The organism is Gammaproteobacteria bacterium (genome assembly GCA_033720895.1).
Taxonomy (GTDB): Bacteria; Pseudomonadota; Gammaproteobacteria; order Natronospirales; family JAJUFS01; genus JAWWBS01.
Map to the genome: position 1 here is coordinate 1 of JAWWBS010000055.1, position 16107 is coordinate 16107.

Consider the following 16107-nt stretch of genomic DNA (forward strand, 5'->3'; position numbering starts at 1 on the left):
CCCTCGCCCTCGAATTCGACCAGCGCGTGCGGGATGCCCTGGTCGCGGAGCGCGGCCGCCATTTGCCGTGACTGTTGCGGCAGCACGATTCGATCATCAAGTCCCTGGAAGAAGATCACGGGCCTGTCGATGCGTTCGGCATTGGCCAGCGGCGAGCGCGCCTGCCAGGTCGCTTCACCTGATGGCATCGGTGCGATCAGCTTGTCGCCGTATCGGGATTCGAACTTTTCCGTGTCGCGCATGGCCGAGACCGGTTCGGCCACGCCGTAGTAGCTGGCAGCCGCGGCAAATTCGTCGCTGGTGACGAGCGCATTCAACAGGGTGAAGCCGCCGGCGCTGGAACCGGACAGCAGGAGCCTCCCGGGATCGGCAAGCCCCTCGGACGCACACCATGCGGCGCCGTTGATGATGTCGGCGACATCGACCTTGCCCCAACCGCCGTACAGCGCCTGGCGGTAGGCGCGGCCATAGCCGGTGCTGCCGCGATAGTTCACGTCGAGCACGGCAAAGCCGCGCGAGGTCCAGTACTGGATCTTCAGGTCGAGCTTGCTGCTGGTTGCGCCGGTCGGTCCGCCATGTGCCTTGATCATCAACGGGGGGCGTTCACCTGCCGGTGCCTCGCAGTGCGAATTCGACGGCGGGTAATAGAAGGCATGGACGGTATCGCCCTCGCTGTCGAAGCTGACGGCGCGCGGTCGACTGAGGCTGCCTGCTGGCAGCTCCAGCGATGCAGGTGCTTTCAAGGTCTGCAGTTCGCCGTCCCGCCAGAGGTAGATGCCGTCACCCTGCGTGCTGTTACCTCCCTGGATGACGATGCTGCCTTGCACCGCGGTCAACTGGTCGATGTGAGTCACCGGCAGGTCGATTGCTTCCAGCTGGCCGCTTTCCAGTTCGAGAATGCCGGCATGCCAGTCGCCGTCGGCGGTCCAGCTGCAAGCGAGCCGTGCACCATCCAGGGCCGCCCAGTTGCGCATGCCGAATACCCAGTGTGGCTGCGCAAATTCCGCATCCTGCGCGTGCACGCATTCGACCTGCTCGGTATCGCTTACGCGATAGAGATTCCACCAGTTGCTCCGATCGCTGACACACAACAGCTCGTTGCCGCACCAGCCGGGTTGCAGGATCGATTCTTCCTTGTCGCCCAACAGGCAACGCCGACGTCCCAGGCTGCCATCGTCGTTCACATCCGCCAGCCACAGGCGCGTATGGTCCCAGGGCATGTCGGGGTGGTTCCAGCTGATCCACGCAAGCTGCCTGCCGTCGTTCGACAGCGCGGGGGTGCTGTGAAAATCGTGGCGATCATCCAGGACCGAGAGCGTCCCATCAGCCAGCGACACGCTTGCCAGCACCGTTGCCGGTTCCTGTCGTTCGCGATCGCGCTCGGCGACGACCAGCAGGCGATCGTGCAGCGCGTCGGGCGTGAGGTCGCCAAAGCGGGTGCCTGGCAGTCGCGTCAGCTGGCGGATGCCGTCGGCATCGATGATGTGAATCTGCTGGTCTTCCTTGTTGACGAAACAGACAGCGTCGCCGATCGCGGCGAACACGCCGCCGCCGTATCCATTGGCACGCGACTGCGCACTGTAGGGTGCGGGCAGCAGGTCGCGGCAGCCATGGTCGGGGTGCCACTCGACAATGACGGAGCGGCCCTGTTCGTCCGGCCGGGATTCCGTCCAGAGCACGCGACCGTCCGGCAGGACGGTTGGCTGGGAAAGGCGAACCGACTTGCCGGCGACCAGTTCGGCAGGCAGGGGAGATGGCCAGCAGCCACAAGGAATTTGCTCTTTGCTCATTCCCGCATGGTAACGGATGAACTGTGCAAGAACGAAGAATCCGTATGGCGCACTGCAGCCTCAGCGCAGCCGGGCTTTCAGTTCGATACGCTTGTTCACTGCATCGGCCGGACGGCCATCCGCCTGGTAACTCAGTTCGTGGAACAGGGTGTTGCGGTTGCGGTCGACCAGGATGACCGTGCTGGCCCGTGTGCCATAGTTCGGCGTGATGATCTTTGCTGCACCCAGTGGTCTTTCCAGCTCAAGGCCGACACCGGTATCGGGCAGTGTGTTGTCGGGTGGAATGTCGGTGTTGCCCAATGCCGACAGCAGGTGTTCCAGCAAGTTGCTCTCGTCCAGCGAGTCGATGCCTTCCAGCGCGCCGCGCAACATCGTCACCTTCGGCCACTCGGTATCGAGCAGGTGATTCGACAGGGCATGAATGCCCGGTTCGAGCGCTGTGCCGTTGCGCTTTGCAGGCTGGCGGTTCGAGTGGTAGTGGAGTTGCGTGATATCCCCGAACAGCAAGTTGTAGCCGTTGTAGGCCTGGTCCTCGGCAGCCAGCTCGGCGCTGAACTCGGCCGGCGACATGTCGCGCGTCAGGAAACGATGCACGATGTGGCCGCGGGACTTCGGGTCGTCGACGGCGGTGGCAGGGTCGCGGTAGTTGGTGATCACCGCAAAGCGTCCATCGTTGCGCAGTCCGAGCCAGGCGCCGCCCGCCTGCTTGTCGCGGCCGCCGAAAACGTTGGGTGCATCCTGCCACCAGTGAGCCAGCGCGGTCGGGCGCGCATGCATTTCGTCACGGTTCCCCGCAAAGATGAAAGGGAAGTCGGGATGCTGGTTCTGGGCGACGATCAACAGGCACATGCGAGCAGTCTAGATGCTTTCCAGCCACTGCGCGATAGCCGCCCAGGCCCGCGGTGCGACACCCTGCTTGAAGAAAGGAAAGTGACCGACGCGGTCACGATCTTCGGTCTCGGGTCCGACCGTGTGCACGTCGATCCGGGCGCCGGCATACCAGCTGCGCATCGCGAGGTTGGCGGGCCAGGGTGCGAAACTGTCGTCGCTGATCCAGACGGCCAGCATCGGCACGCGCAGCTTCGCGTAGTTGGCCAGCCGTGCGGGCGCATGCCGACCCTGCAGGTAATCCGGATCCCGTCCCCAGGCGGCCCATTGCCTGGCCACGCCCGCCGGGATGTTCATGCCGATGCCGAACCATGATGAGGGGAAGTAGCCGAGCAGCCGGGAGAGTGCCGGCACGAACACGTGCCAGAGCAGGAAAACGCCGAGCTTCAGGGTTCCCTTGTAGTGACGCCAGTAACCGCTCTGCGAACCGACGGTCAGCATCCCCGCCAGCGCATCGCCATGCCTGTTGAGCCCCATGATCTGGCCGCCCACGGAATGCCCCGCGATGACCAGCTTGTGCTCCGGCCAGTGCCTGCCGGCATGGTCCAGCAGGGCGTTCTGGTCCAGCTCGCCCCAGTCTTCCAGCGTGGCCGTGCAGCCCTGCAGTGTCGGCGGAGCGGAGCCACCCAGTCCGCGATAGTCGTAGACCAGCACGACATGTCCCTGGTCGACCAGGTAGGCAGCGAAGTCCGCATAGAAGCTGCGCTTCACGCCCATGGCGGAGTTGATCACCACGACCGCCTTGCCACTGGCAGCCGCTTCCGGCCGGTACTCGGTGGCGGCCAGGGGGTGACCATCGCTGGCATGAATGACGAGATCCGTTACCTGCATGCAACATCCTTGCAAAGAACCCTGCACGGTCAGGGAAGTGCAATCTCCAGGACCGTGGGTGGCGACAGCGTGCTGGCGGCATCTGCGGGCAGCTGTCCATCGGCATCGAAGCGATTCCAGTGGCTGTTGGCCATTATGTACAACTTGTCATGCGCTACCCGCAGCAAGGTCGGTTCATCAAAATCCGGGTGGTTCATCAACAGCATGTCGACACTCGTGATGCTTTGCGATGCCGAATCGAAGCGCAACCGGACAACGCGTGCCGGCGCAATGCCGTTCTGCACCGCGTACAGGTGCCGGCCATCGGTGGCGAGCCCGTCAATGCCGTAGAGGCTGGCCTGGCTGGCATTGCCGATATCCTGCCGCGCGCCCGTGTGCGGATCGATACTGACCAGTCCGCCACGGTAGTCGGCCACGATCAGGCGTCCGTCCAGCATGACCAGGCCTTGCGGATTGACCCGTTCACCGGCAGGGACCAGCGGCTCGAACTCGGCGTCGCGAAATGCCCAGACGCCGCCGGCTGCATCGCTGACATAGATGCCCGAGTCATCGGCCCACAGGTCGCCAAGAGTTTTTGCCCCCGGCAGGAAATGGCTGTCGAGTTCGCCACTGTCCAGGTCGAAACGGAACAGGCCGGTTGTTGCTTCGGTGTCGACTGCCGGCCCGCCGAATTCCGGAATGTCGCTGGAGACGAACCACAGCTCGCGATCGCGGCGCATCATCCCGAATATGCTCCAGTGTCGACCAGCCGGTTCATGCACGGTACTTGTTCCTTCGGCGGAAATTCGCAGCAACGTCCCGTTGCGAATGCTGCCGATGATGATGTCCTCGCCATCCAGCACGAAGCCTTCCGGCACGGTATCGCCCGGTCCGCCTCGCCGGTAGCGGCGGGCTGCGCCGAAGGGCGCGTCGAGCTGCGACACCATGCGCGCCAGCCGGTCCCGCGCAGCGTCCGGCAGCTCGGCAAAGGCCGGGTTGTCCAGGTCGACGGGGATGTTCATCGCCAGCACCCGGTCGAGGTCGGCAACAGCAGAGCGCATGTCGCCGGCCAGCGCATGTGCCATGGCGCGAATTTCCAGCATGGGCGGATAGTCCGGCCGCGTGGCCAGGGCGCGCTCGGCGGCAGCCTGCATGGCTGGCCAGTCCTCCGACTGGTAGGCCGTGACGACCTCGCGATAGCGTTTGCCGTAATCATCGGCCAGCGCCGGGCCGGTAGCGATCAGCAGGGCCAGCGCGCTGGCCCGCAGTATCGTGCGAGTGGTCATCGTCGATTGCTCCTCAGGTCCGCCAGCGAGTAGAACGTGTCTCGCCAGATGATGCCGCCCCGCATCAGGGCCAGCACCATGGATCTCAGACAGGCATAAACCACGAGAGTTGCACCGATCGGGAAAAGCAGGCCCCAGGCCGGGTTCAGCTTGACCAGCCAGGACAGGATGGCCGCGGTTGCCAGCATGGCCAGCGTGCCGCCGAGCGCGACCAGGCCGGTCGGGGCGGGCCATGCCGCCAGGCCGACAACCGGGCCGAGGCTCAGCAACAGCGTCAGCACCAGCATCACGCTGGCCTTCAGTGGCGAATAATCGAACTGGGCGAACGCATTCTTTTCCAGGCCGTGGATGGTCTCGCCGGCCGTGGTGTACCACTGCACGGCGATGTCGCCGCCGGAAGCGGCATAGCCGGAGCGCAGCCGATGCTGTTTGACCAGCTTGCCCAGCATCAGGTCGTCATCCGGGCGCAGGCGAATCTTCTCCAGCCCGCCGATCGCCAGCAGCGGCTCGCGGCGTACCAGGTTGAAGGCGCCGACCCCCATGTGACTGTCCGAATCCGGATTCGACACATGCCAGGGGCGGGTCATCATCAGGAAGAACACCGAGAAAGCGGGCATCATCAACTGCATCGATGCCCTGGCATTCACGAGTTCGGGAATCGAGGAAAGGTGATCGAACTCCTGGTCGCGCATGTAACCCAGGGCGCGTTGCAGGGATCCTGGCTGGAAGTGCACGTCTGCGTCGGTGAACAGCACGTAGTCGGTCGTCGCTGCTTCGAGGCCTCGCTGCAGCGCATGGTTCTTGCCCAGCCAGCCGGCGGGAAGCCGGTCGACATGAATCACTGACAGGTGCGCATGCTCGACCGCAAGACGATCGAGCAGTTCGCCCGTACCGTCGTCCGAGCGATCGTTGACGGCAATGACTTCGAGCCGGGGGTAGTCCTGCGCCAGCACCGAGCGAATGGCCGGTTCGATGGTGTGAGCTTCGTTGCGGGCCGCGATCACAATCCCGAGCGATGGCAGTTCACCTGCCGGAATGGCCTGCTCCGACAGTCGGGGAATGCGCAAGGAGTGGATTGGAATGACCAGCAGGGTGAGCAGCCAGACCAGGCTGGGGCCGGCCACCAGCACGAACACCAGCCATTCGACGACCGTCGTGGTCACTCGGCCTTGGCCAGTCCGTCGCGCCACTCTTCGAGCAGGCGGCGCGAAATGGAGATGGCCGACGGCAGGACCAGGCTGCCGTCCTCGATGCCCTGGTCGATCTGCTCGCGGGTGAACCAGCGGGCATCCTCAAGCTCGTCGTCGTGCAAGGTGATGTCCTGCTCGCGGGTCGTGCAGTGGAACCCGACCATCAAGGACTGGGGGAACGGCCAGGGTTGCGAGCTGGCGTAGCGAATGGCGTGTACCTTCACGCCGACTTCTTCCATGACCTCGCGACGCACGGCCTGTTCCAGGCTTTCGCCAGCCTCGAGAAACCCGGCGACACAGGAGTACATTCCCTCCGGCCAGTGCGGCTGGCGCCCCAGCAATACCTCTTCGCCCCGGCTGACCGTGACGATCACGGCCGGGTCGACTCGCGGGAACACGGTGTCGTTGTCGCAGGCATGGTTCCTGCAGCGATGCGCGTGGCCAGCCGCCGATACCACGAGTGCTTCGCCGCAGCCGCCACAGTAGCGATGCAATCGGTACCAGTGCGCCAGCGCCAGGCCGTGCGCGAACAATGCGGCATCTTCGGCAGGCAGGGTGCTGGCAATCCCCCGCAGCCCCTGCCAGTGCGTTTCGTCGGCGTCGAGCGTCTCGCCCTGCTCGAGCAGCACCGCGAAGTAGGGTGCGCCGTCGAGCAAGCCGAGGAACCATTTCGTGACCAGCTCCGGCTCGATGTCGCGCAGGCCGCTGTCATCCAGCCAGCCAGCCTGGCCACCGGGCGTCCACCCGAGATCCCCTGCGAGCACGATGGCGCGGCGGTGCAGCGAGCGCCACTGGTCCTCCGCCCAGGCATCATCATCCCGACGCTGGCTGGCCCGATCGAGCTCGGGATGGACCAGCAGGTTGTCGAAAGGCTGCTGGCTGGCTGGTGAATCACTCCGGGCCATGGAAGGTCACCTCCGGTTCCTGTTTCAACTGGCGAGCCACCGGGCAACGGCGAATCGCCTGGCGGGCACGCTGGCGCACGGCTTCATCCACCGTGATGCCCTCGACGGCGACTTGCAAGCGATCGCCCTCGGCCAGGACCTCTACGGCCACGGCAGCGGTATCGAGCTCGAGGCGTTGCAGCAGGTCATGCAGGCTGCGCCAGGCGCAGGCCGCGAGCGCACCGGCAAGCAGCGCGGGCGCGTCGACGGCGCCTGCCGTGTCGCAGTCCAGCCGCTGGCTGCTGCCATCGCCATATATAAGATGTGTGAACTTGCTGTCGCCGCTGGCGCGGACCAGCCGGTCTCGCTTGTGGGGGAGCTCGTTCATGCGGACCTCGTCGGTTCCGTGTCGCTCAGAAGACGCGCGACCTGGGCTTCCACTTGCGGCGCTTGATGAACACCGCATGGTGGCCAAACTCGGCGTAATCCTCTTCCATCTTGATGGCCAGCCACTCGTACCAGTCAAACACGGTGTCGCGTTCCTGGTCTTCGCGCATTTCGAAGGTCCAGCGGCGCAGCTTCTTCCAGGTGGCAATGACGGCATCGCCGAGCAGGTCACGGACGATCTCGAAATCGACCAGGTCGCGATAGACCATCAGGCCGACCGTCTCGAGGTTGGTGGCGAGGAAGATCGCGGCTTCCTCGTACTTGGACTCGCGGGCGCTGAGATCCTCCGGCGAAATGTCGTCCGGGAGGCGCATCACCCGCATGTAGGCGCGGGCGAACTCGCCATCCTGCACGGAGTCGAGAAAGGCGATCGCTGCGGCATCGCGCCGCTGGTGACGCATCTGCTTGATCTGGGCCAGGCCGAACACGACACCGCCGATGATGGTCGAGGCGCCCAGTATTTCGGCGAAATTGGCAAGTGTGGCGAGATCCATGCGGGCTCCTGTGAGGTGGCATGGCCAATGGCAGCTGCCGTTCCATGCCGGTTGCTGCGAATTATACCTGCTGGAAGATTCACGTGCTTTCTCGCCTGGCGGGTCGGCAGGGCGATGCGCCTCGGGTAGAATCCGCGCATGGATGTAACCCCGATACTCGACCCACTCAACGACGCGCAGCGCGAAGCGGTCACGGCGGAAGAGCCGGCCGTGCTGGTACTGGCCGGTGCCGGTTCCGGCAAGACCCGCGTGCTCACCCACCGGATCGCCTGGCAGATCCTGGTGAAGAATGCGTCGCCGTTCTCGATTCTTGCCGTGACCTTTACCAACAAGGCCGCGGCCGAGATGCGTGGCCGTATCGAGGAGCTGATCGACAGTTCGCCCGGCGCCATGTGGGTCGGCACCTTTCACAGCATTGCGCATCGCCTGCTCAGGCTGCACTGGCGCGAAGCCGGGCTGCCGCAGGGATTCCAGATCCTCGATTCCGAGGACCAGCATCGCCAGATCAAGCGCATGCTGAAAGCGCTGGACCTGGACGAGTCACGCTGGCCGCCACGGCAGGTGCAATGGTTCATCAATTCCAAGAAGGACGAGGGCCTGCGTCCTGCGCAGATCGCCGGTGGTGGCGATCCGGTGCATTCGCAGATGGTGAAGATCTACGCGGCCTACCAGGAAGCCTGCGATCGGGCCGGGCTGGTGGATTTCGCGGAACTCCTGCTGCGGGCACTCGAACTGGTCCGCGACAATCCGGAGATCCTGGCGCACTACCGCAATCGCTTCAGCACCATCCTGGTCGACGAGTTCCAGGACACCAACACCATCCAGTACGCCTGGGTAAGGCTGATGGCCGGTGACAGCAGCGAGGTATTCATTGTCGGCGACGATGACCAGTCGATTTACGGCTGGCGCGGCGCACGCATCGAGAACCTGCATCGTTTCCAGCAGGACTACCCGGCCACGCGAGTGGTGCGCCTCGAACAGAATTACCGCTCCACCGGCAACATCCTCAAGGCGGCCAATGCGGTCATCGACAACAATTCCGAGCGCATGGGCAAGAACCTCTGGACTGCCGACGAGGACGGCGATCCGATCCGCCTGTACTCGGCATTCAACGAACAGGATGAAGTCGAGTTCGTGCTGGAGCGCATTCGCCAATGGGAGAACGAGGGCGGCAAGCGTTCCGATGTGGCCATCCTGTACCGCTCCAATGCCCAGTCGCGCGTGTTCGAGGAAGGCCTGATCCGCGCGCGCATTCCCTATCGGGTCTATGGCGGCCTGCGTTTTTTCGAACGCCAGGAAATCAAGGATGCGCTCGCCTACCTGCGGCTGATCCAGAACCGCAATGACGATGCCGCGCTGGAGCGTGTCATCAACCTGCCAACTCGCGGCATCGGTGCAAAGACGCTGGAAGCGGTGCGCCAGCGCGCGCGTGAATCGGCCTTGCCGTTGTGGCATGCGGCTCGTGCCTTGCTGGAAGAAGGGTTCTTTCCGGCGCGCGCAGCGAATGCACTGGAAGGCTTCATCGTGCTGATCGGCAAGCTGGAAGCAGAGACCGGTGATCTCGAGCTCGATGAACAGATCGAGCATGTCATTCATGCCTCCGGCCTGATCGATCACTACAGCAAGGAAAAGGGCGAGAAAGGCCAGGCGCGCGTCGAGAACCTCGAAGAGCTGGTCTCGGCCGGCCGTGGCTTCGATCCCGCCGACATGGAAGAGGAGATGCCGTTGTTGGCCGCCTTCCTCAGTCATGCGGCGCTGGAGTCCGGCGAAGGCCAGGCCGACAAGTGGGAAGACTGCGTGCAGTTGATGACCCTGCACTCGGTGAAGGGTCTGGAATTCCCGCTGGTCTTCATGTGTGGACTCGAGGACGGATTGTTCCCGCACCAGCGTTCCCTGCAGGATGGCGTCGGCCTGGAGGAAGAGCGCCGCCTCATGTATGTCGGCATGACCCGTGCCATGCGCAGCCTGTACCTGACCCATGCCGAGCAGCGCCGGCTGTATGGCGTCGAGAACATGGCCATTGCATCGCGCTTCCTGGCAGAGATTCCTTCCGAGCTGCTGTACGAAATTCGCCCCAAGGTGCAGGTCGCGCGACCGGTGTCGCGCACCGCATTCGGACGCGGCCAGCAGGCCGGGCGCGTGATGGAAGAAGCCGTGCCGGACGGCATCAAGCTCGGTTCGCGCGTTCGTCACCCGAGTTTTGGCGAAGGCATGGTGTTGAACATCGAGGGTGGTGGCTCGCAGGCGCGGGTGCAGGTGAACTTCGATGACGTCGGTTCCAAGTGGCTGGTGCTGGCGTTCGCGAAGCTCGAAGTCATCTGACGCGGTTGCACAAATTCCCGTTCGAGGGGCGTATACTGGATCTCGAAGCTCGCCCCAGGGATCCATCGATGGCGAGCTGGTCGCTTCGCCCGGTCGAATGCAGGACTGCCTGATCGACTGCGATGCCTGACAACGAATGACATGCCTCGCTGGGGGCTCAAGGTTCTCATCGGATGAAGATACTGATTCTCGGTGCCGGACAGGTTGGATCGACCGTTGCCTACAGCCTGGCGCGCGAAGAAGACAACGAGATCACGATTGTCGACCGCAATGGCGAGCTGCTGCAGGACCTGCAGGATCGGCTCGATATCCGCACCGTCATCGGCCACGCCTCCCACCCCCAGGTACTCAAGGATGCCGGCGCTGATGCAGCTGACATGGTCGTCGCGGTGACCGACAGCGACGAGACCAACATGATTGCCTGCCAGGTCTGCCACGTGCTGTATGGCACGAAGAAAAAGATCGCCCGCGTGCGCGAAACGCAGTACATGAAGACGCCGGAGCTTTTTACAAGCGAGGACGGTGATTCCGCGGAAGGCAGCAAGAAAGGCCTGATGCCCATCGACATGCTGATCAGTCCCGAGCAGCTGGTGGTCGACTACATCCGCCGCCTCATCCAGTATCCCGGTGCCTTGCAGGTGCTCGACTTTGCGGGTGGCAAGGTGCGACTGGTCGCGGTGACGGCCTACTACGGCGGTGCGCTGGTTGGCCAGGAGCTGAAGAACCTGCGCAGCCACATTCCCGATGTCGATACGCGAGTCGCGGCGGTCTACCGACGCGGGCGTGCAATCCTGCCGCACGGCGACACGGTCATCGAGGCCGATGATGAAGTGTTTTTCATTGCGCCCCGCGCCGACATCCGCTCTGTCATCAACGAGCTGCGCAAGCTCGACAAGCCGGTACGCCGGGTGATCATCGCGGGTGGTGGCAACATCGGGGTGCGCCTGGCGCAGGCCCTGGAATCGACCTACCAGGTCAAGCTGATCGAGCGTTCGCGCGAGCGCGCCCGGCAGATTTCCGAGAATCTCGACAAGACCATCGTGCTGGCCGGCGATGCAGCCGACGAGGAGCTGCTGCTGGAGGAAAACATCGAAGCCACCGACGTGTTCTGCGCGGTGACCAACGACGAGGAAGCCAACATCCTCTCCTCGATGCTCGCCAAGCGACTCGGTGCACGCAAGGTACTGTCACTGATCAACCGGCCTTCCTATGTCGACCTGGTGCAATCCGGTGATATCGATATCGCGATTTCGCCGCAGCAGATCACCATTGGCGCGTTGCTGACGCACATCCGGCGTGGTGACGTTGTGGTGGTGCACAGCCTGCGCCGCGGTGCTGCCGAAGCCATCGAGGCAATTGCCCATGGCAGCCCGGAAAGCTCGGCAGTGGTCGGCAAGGCCATCGAGGACATCAAGCTGCCGGAGGGCACCACCATCGGCGCCATCGTACGTGGCGATGTGGTGATGATGGCGCACCATGACACGGTCATCGAGGAAAACGACCATGTCATCCTGTTCCTCGTGGATCGCAAGCTGGTGCCGGATGTCGAGCGATTGTTCCAGGAAGGCGCCGGTCGCCAGGGCGGCTGATTCCGTCATGCCAGCCAGGGAAAGCCAGGGTAGCTGATGAAGTTTGGCCTCATATTCAGGATCATCGGCATTCTCCTGATGGTGTTCAGCCTGACCATGCTGGGACCGCTGGCGATTTCATTTCTGTACCAGGACGGCGGCATGCGGCCGTTCATCCTGAGTTTCACCATCACTTCGCTGGCAGGCCTCGCACTCTGGCTCCTGAATCGCAATCGCGAGGGCGAGCTGCATGCGCGCGAAGGGTTCATCATCGTTGCCCTGTTCTGGATCGTGCTGGGTGGCGTGTCATCGCTGCCACTGCATTTCAGCAAGGCCCCGGACCTCAGCACGACCGATGCGGTGTTCGAGGCGGTCTCGGGCCTGACCACGACCGGCGCCACGATCATCGACAACATCGAATCCCTGCCGCAGTCGATGCTCTGGTATCGCCAGCAGATGCAGTGGCTGGGCGGTCTTGGCGTGGTCGTGATTGCGCTGGCCATCCTGCCGCTGCTCGGCGTGGGTGGCATGCAGCTTTACCGGGCCGAAACCACGGGTCCGTCCAAGCACGACAAGATGAAACCGCGACTGCGGGAAACGGCCCGCAGTTTTCTCAAGATCTACCTGCTGCTGACCATTGCCTGCGGACTTGCATACTGGCTGGCCGGCATGAGCGGATTCGATGCCGTGGCGCACGCGATGTCGACCATTTCCACGGGGGGCTTCTCTACCTACGATGCGTCCATTGCGCATTTCGACAGCCGCCTGGTCGAATTCATCGCGATCGTCTTCATGACCATTGGCGGGCTGAGCTTCGGCCTGCTTTACCTGATGATCGTCGGCCGCAAGCCGCTCGCGCTGTTCGAGCACTCGGAGGCGCGCGGCTACCTCGCGACCATCGGTGCCATCGTGTTGCTGACGACGGTCTACCTCCTCTACACGGCGCATCACCCCGGCATCATCAATGCCTTGTTCGATTCGCTGTTCCAGGTGGTATCGGTGATTACCTCGACAGGATTCAGCACGGAGAGGTTTGCTTCCTGGCCGGGTTTCCTGCCGGTTCTGCTGATCTTCCTGTCCATCATGGGCGGCTGCGCCGGTTCCACTTCCGGCGGCATGAAGGTCATTCGGTTCCAGCTGTTGCTCAAGCAGGGCAAGCGTGAAGTGCAGAAGCTGGTGCACCCGAATGCCGTGATGCCGGTGAAGATCGGCAAGCGGCTGGTCAACGACCGGATCATCGAATCCATCTGGGGATTCTTCGCGGCCTACACCGTCGTCTACGTGGTGCTGATGGTCATGCTGATCGCATCCGGCCTGGACCAGGTCAGCGCGTTTTCGGCCGTCGCGGCAACCTTGAACAACCTCGGTCCCGGACTGGGCGATGTGGCCGACAACTTTGCCGGCCTGACCGATTTCGGCAAGTGGGTCGGCATCCTCGCAATGCTGATGGGGCGGCTGGAAATCTTCACCGTGCTGGTGCTGCTGACACCAGAGTTCTGGAGGCACTGACATGCACCTGCAGGCAGTTCAGCGCATTCTCGGCCTGTTGTTGATGGTCTTTTCGCTGACCATGCTGCCGCCCGTGCTGGTGTCGCTGATCTACGACGACCACCAGGCGCAAGCCTTCCTGGTGAGCTTCCTGACGCTGTTCCTGTTCGGCGGCCTTACCTGGCTGCCCGTGCGCCGTAATCGCGAAGACCTGCGTCGGCGTGATGGTGCGCTGATCGTGTCCCTGTTCTGGGCCGGTCTCGGCGCAGTGGGTGCCTTGCCGCTGTTGCTCGCCAGTGGCCTCGAGATTTCGCTGACCGATGCGGTATTCGAATCGATATCGGGCCTGACCACTACCGGCGCCACCGTGATTGTCGGCCTGGATGACTTGCCGAAATCCATTCTTTTCTATCGCCAGCTGCTCCAGTGGCTGGGTGGCATGGGCATCATCGTCCTTGCGGTGGCCATCCTGCCCTTGCTCGGCGTGGGCGGCATGCAGCTGTATCGCGCCGAGACTCCGGGGCCGAGCAAGGACAACAAGCTGACGCCGAAGATCACGGAAACGGCCAAGACGCTGTGGATGATCTATTTCGGCCTGACCCTGGCCTGTGCCGTTTCCTACTGGCTGGCCGGCATGACGCCGTTCGATGCCATCTCGCACAGCTTCTCGACCATTGCCATCGGTGGCTTCAGTACCCACGATCTCAGCACCGGGTTCTTTGCCGGCTCCATGGTCGAGATGGTCGCCATTGTCTTCATGTTCATAGCCGGTGCGAATTTCGCCTTGCATTTCATGGCGGTCAGCCGACTCGGAGTCACCCATTATTTCCGCGACCCCGAGTTCCGCACCTACCTTTTCCTGCTGACCAGCCTGACCATCCTTGCGAGCCTGTACCTGAGCTGGCACGAACATTTCGAGACGGCAGGCGAGACGATGATCAAGGCGAGCTTCCAGGTCGTTTCGATCATGACCACTACCGGTTTCACCACGGATGATTTTTCCGCCTGGCCCGGTTTGCTGCCGGTCGTGCTGATCCTGTCGAGTTTCATCGGGGCCTGCGCCAATTCCACCGGTGGCGGCATGAAGGTGATCCGCTGGGTGTTGTTGCTAAAGCAGAGCCAGCGCGAAGTGCGCCGCCTGATTCATCCGCATGCGCAGTTCGTGACCAAGATGGGCAACAAGCCGGTGTCCGAGAAAGTCGTCAGCGCCGTGTGGGGTTTCTTCTCGGTCTATGTCGGCGTGTTCAGCCTGTTGATGCTGCTCAGCATGGCGCTGGGCATGGACCATGTCTCGGCGTTTTCTGCCGTCGCAGCCTGCCTGAACAATCTCGGTCCGGGTCTCGGCGAGGTGGCGGCGAACTACCAGTCGGTGCCGGCGGCTGCCAAGTGGGTCCTGATGTTTGCCATGTTGCTGGGACGCCTGGAGATCTTCACCCTGCTGGTGATCCTGACCCCGGCTTTCTGGCGCAAGTGATACATTCCACCTGCAACGAACCAATCAGCGCATGCGAGGGCGATCATGAACGATTCTGAAGAACACGGTTATCGTCTGTTGAAGACGGCCGAGCAACAGCTCGCACTGACGCGCGAATCCTGGAAGATATTCCAGATCATGGCGGAGTTCGTCGAAGGCTTCGAAAAGCTCGTGACCATCAAACCGTCGGTCAGCATTTTCGGGTCGGCACGGGTCAAGCCCGACGACAAGCTTTACCTGCTCACCGAACAGATTGCCCGCACCCTGTCGGATGCCGGCTTTTCGGTGGTCACCGGTGGCGGGCCGGGCCTGATGGAGGCGGCCAACAAGGGCGCTTACGCGGGCAAGTCGCCGTCGATCGGATTGAACATCCAGCTGCCGCACGAGCAGTCCGCCAATCCCTACCAGGACATTGCGCTCAACTTCCGGCACTTCTTCTCCCGCAAGGTCATGTTCGTCAAGTACGCCTCGGCCTACGTGGTCATGCCGGGCGGCTTCGGCACGCTCGACGAGCTGGCCGAGATCCTGACCCTGATCCAGACCGGCAAGAGTCGCAAGATTCCGGTCGTGCTGGTGGGGGAATCGTTCTGGAAAGGCATGCTCGACTGGCTGCGCGACCAGATGCTGGGCCAGGGCATGATCGGCGAAGGCGACCTCGAGCTGGTCAAGCTGGCCGAAACGCCGGAGGAAGTCGTCAGCATCCTGTTCGATCACTACGGTGATCGCGGGTTCGAACCTTCCAGGGAAGAGCGCGAACTGATGCTGGAGCTCTGAGCGCATGGCGAACGTTCTCGGCGCGATCGAAAGGCTGGTCGCATTGGCCGGCCGCGCAGCCGCCTGGCTGTTGCTGCCCTTGCTGGCAGTGATGTGCGCCGTGGTCCTGCTGCGCTATTTCTTCAATACCGGTTCGGTGGCCCTGCAGGAGCTGGTGGTCTACCTGCATGCCAGTGTGTTCATGCTGGCCCTGGCCTGGACATTGCAGACCGACCAGCATGTCAGGGTCGATGTCTTCTACAGGGAGTTCACGCCACGGCGCAAGGCGATGGTCGACCTGCTCGGCACGGTGTTGTTCCTGTTGCCCGTCAGTGGCCTGGTGCTGGTTCATGGCAGCGAATACGCGCTGGCCAGCTGGCAGGCACTGGAAGGCTCGCGTGAATCCGGCGGCCTGCCATTCCTCTACCTACTGAAGACTGTCATTCCGCTGTCTGCCTTGCTGTTGTTGTTGCAAGGCCTGTGCATCGCCCTGCGCAGCATCTTCCTGTTGCGAGGTGAGCGCTGATGGAATGGCTGGCCTTGTTGATGTTCCTGGCGGTGATCGCAGTCCTGATGAGCGGTTACCCGGTGGCGCTGACCCTGGGTGGCATGGCCTTGCTGTTTGCCGCGCTGGGCAGCCTGCTCGGTGGCTTCGAGCCGGTCCTGCTGGGCAGCTTTTCCTCGCGGCTGTTCGGCATCATGCTGAACGAGAC

The 16107-nt window shown here is 63.1% G+C and carries 15 protein-coding genes; 7 read left to right on the forward strand and 8 right to left on the reverse strand.

The features are described from left to right. From R3217_08390 to R3217_08425, 8 genes are all read right to left on the reverse strand, one after another. The coding region (locus tag R3217_08390; protein MDX1455457.1) for a prolyl oligopeptidase family serine peptidase at positions 1-1790 on the reverse strand (1790 nt) is incomplete at its 3' end. A gap of 60 nt (positions 1791-1850) precedes the next feature. Then, the gene (locus R3217_08395) at positions 1851-2639 is read right to left on the reverse strand and encodes an NRDE family protein (GenBank protein ID MDX1455458.1); all 789 of its coding nucleotides are present in this window, start codon (positions 2637-2639) and stop codon (positions 1851-1853) included. A 9-nt stretch (positions 2640-2648) separates the two neighbouring features. Then, positions 2649-3509, reverse strand: a complete 861-nt coding sequence (locus tag R3217_08400) for an alpha/beta fold hydrolase (protein MDX1455459.1) — start codon at positions 3507-3509, stop codon at positions 2649-2651. Between the two features lie 29 nt (positions 3510-3538). Next, on the reverse strand, positions 3539-4774 hold the full coding sequence (locus tag R3217_08405; GenBank protein ID MDX1455460.1) for a tetratricopeptide repeat protein: 1236 nt from the start codon (positions 4772-4774) through the stop codon (positions 3539-3541). Continuing rightward, positions 4771-5937, reverse strand: coding sequence for a glycosyltransferase family 2 protein (locus tag R3217_08410; protein MDX1455461.1), 1167 nt, complete (start codon positions 5935-5937; stop codon positions 4771-4773). The genes R3217_08405 and R3217_08410 overlap by 4 nt, the downstream gene beginning before the upstream one ends. Further along, positions 5934-6869: an NAD(+) diphosphatase gene (gene nudC, locus R3217_08415; GenBank protein ID MDX1455462.1), complete on the reverse strand. Its 936-nt coding sequence runs from the start codon at positions 6867-6869 to the stop codon at positions 5934-5936. The genes R3217_08410 and nudC overlap by 4 nt, the downstream gene beginning before the upstream one ends. After that, positions 6856-7236 carry an OsmC family protein gene (locus R3217_08420; protein ID MDX1455463.1) on the reverse strand — a complete coding sequence of 127 codons (381 nt, stop codon included), beginning with the start codon at positions 7234-7236 and terminating at the stop codon, positions 6856-6858. The genes nudC and R3217_08420 overlap by 14 nt, the downstream gene beginning before the upstream one ends. A gap of 25 nt (positions 7237-7261) precedes the next feature. Beyond that, positions 7262-7789: a DUF4760 domain-containing protein gene (locus R3217_08425; protein ID MDX1455464.1), complete on the reverse strand. Its 528-nt coding sequence runs from the start codon at positions 7787-7789 to the stop codon at positions 7262-7264. Between the two features lie 138 nt (positions 7790-7927). On the opposite strand from R3217_08425, the gene uvrD reads away from it, so the two are divergent. From uvrD to R3217_08460, 7 genes are all read left to right on the forward strand, one after another. Continuing rightward, on the forward strand, positions 7928-10111 hold the full coding sequence (gene uvrD / locus R3217_08430; protein ID MDX1455465.1) for a DNA helicase II: 2184 nt from the start codon (positions 7928-7930) through the stop codon (positions 10109-10111). Between the two features lie 173 nt (positions 10112-10284). After that, positions 10285-11700 (forward strand): Trk system potassium transporter TrkA, encoded by a 1416-nt coding sequence (trkA, locus tag R3217_08435; protein MDX1455466.1) that lies wholly within the window; start codon positions 10285-10287, stop codon positions 11698-11700. A 36-nt stretch (positions 11701-11736) separates the two neighbouring features. Then, positions 11737-13188 carry a TrkH family potassium uptake protein gene (locus R3217_08440; protein ID MDX1455467.1) on the forward strand — a complete coding sequence of 484 codons (1452 nt, stop codon included), beginning with the start codon at positions 11737-11739 and terminating at the stop codon, positions 13186-13188. A 1-nt stretch (position 13189) separates the two neighbouring features. Beyond that, entirely contained in the window at positions 13190-14641 is a 1452-nt protein-coding gene (locus tag R3217_08445) for a TrkH family potassium uptake protein (protein MDX1455468.1), read from the forward strand. 45 nt (positions 14642-14686) lie between these two features. Further along, positions 14687-15415, forward strand: coding sequence for a TIGR00730 family Rossman fold protein (locus R3217_08450; GenBank protein MDX1455469.1), 729 nt, complete (start codon positions 14687-14689; stop codon positions 15413-15415). 4 nt (positions 15416-15419) lie between these two features. Beyond that, complete coding sequence (locus tag R3217_08455) at positions 15420-15920, forward strand: TRAP transporter small permease subunit (GenBank protein MDX1455470.1); 501 nt, start codon at positions 15420-15422, stop codon at positions 15918-15920. Beyond that, a partial coding sequence (locus R3217_08460) for a C4-dicarboxylate ABC transporter (protein ID MDX1455471.1) occupies positions 15920-16107 on the forward strand: 188 nt, incomplete at its 3' end. The genes R3217_08455 and R3217_08460, both read left to right, overlap by 1 nt.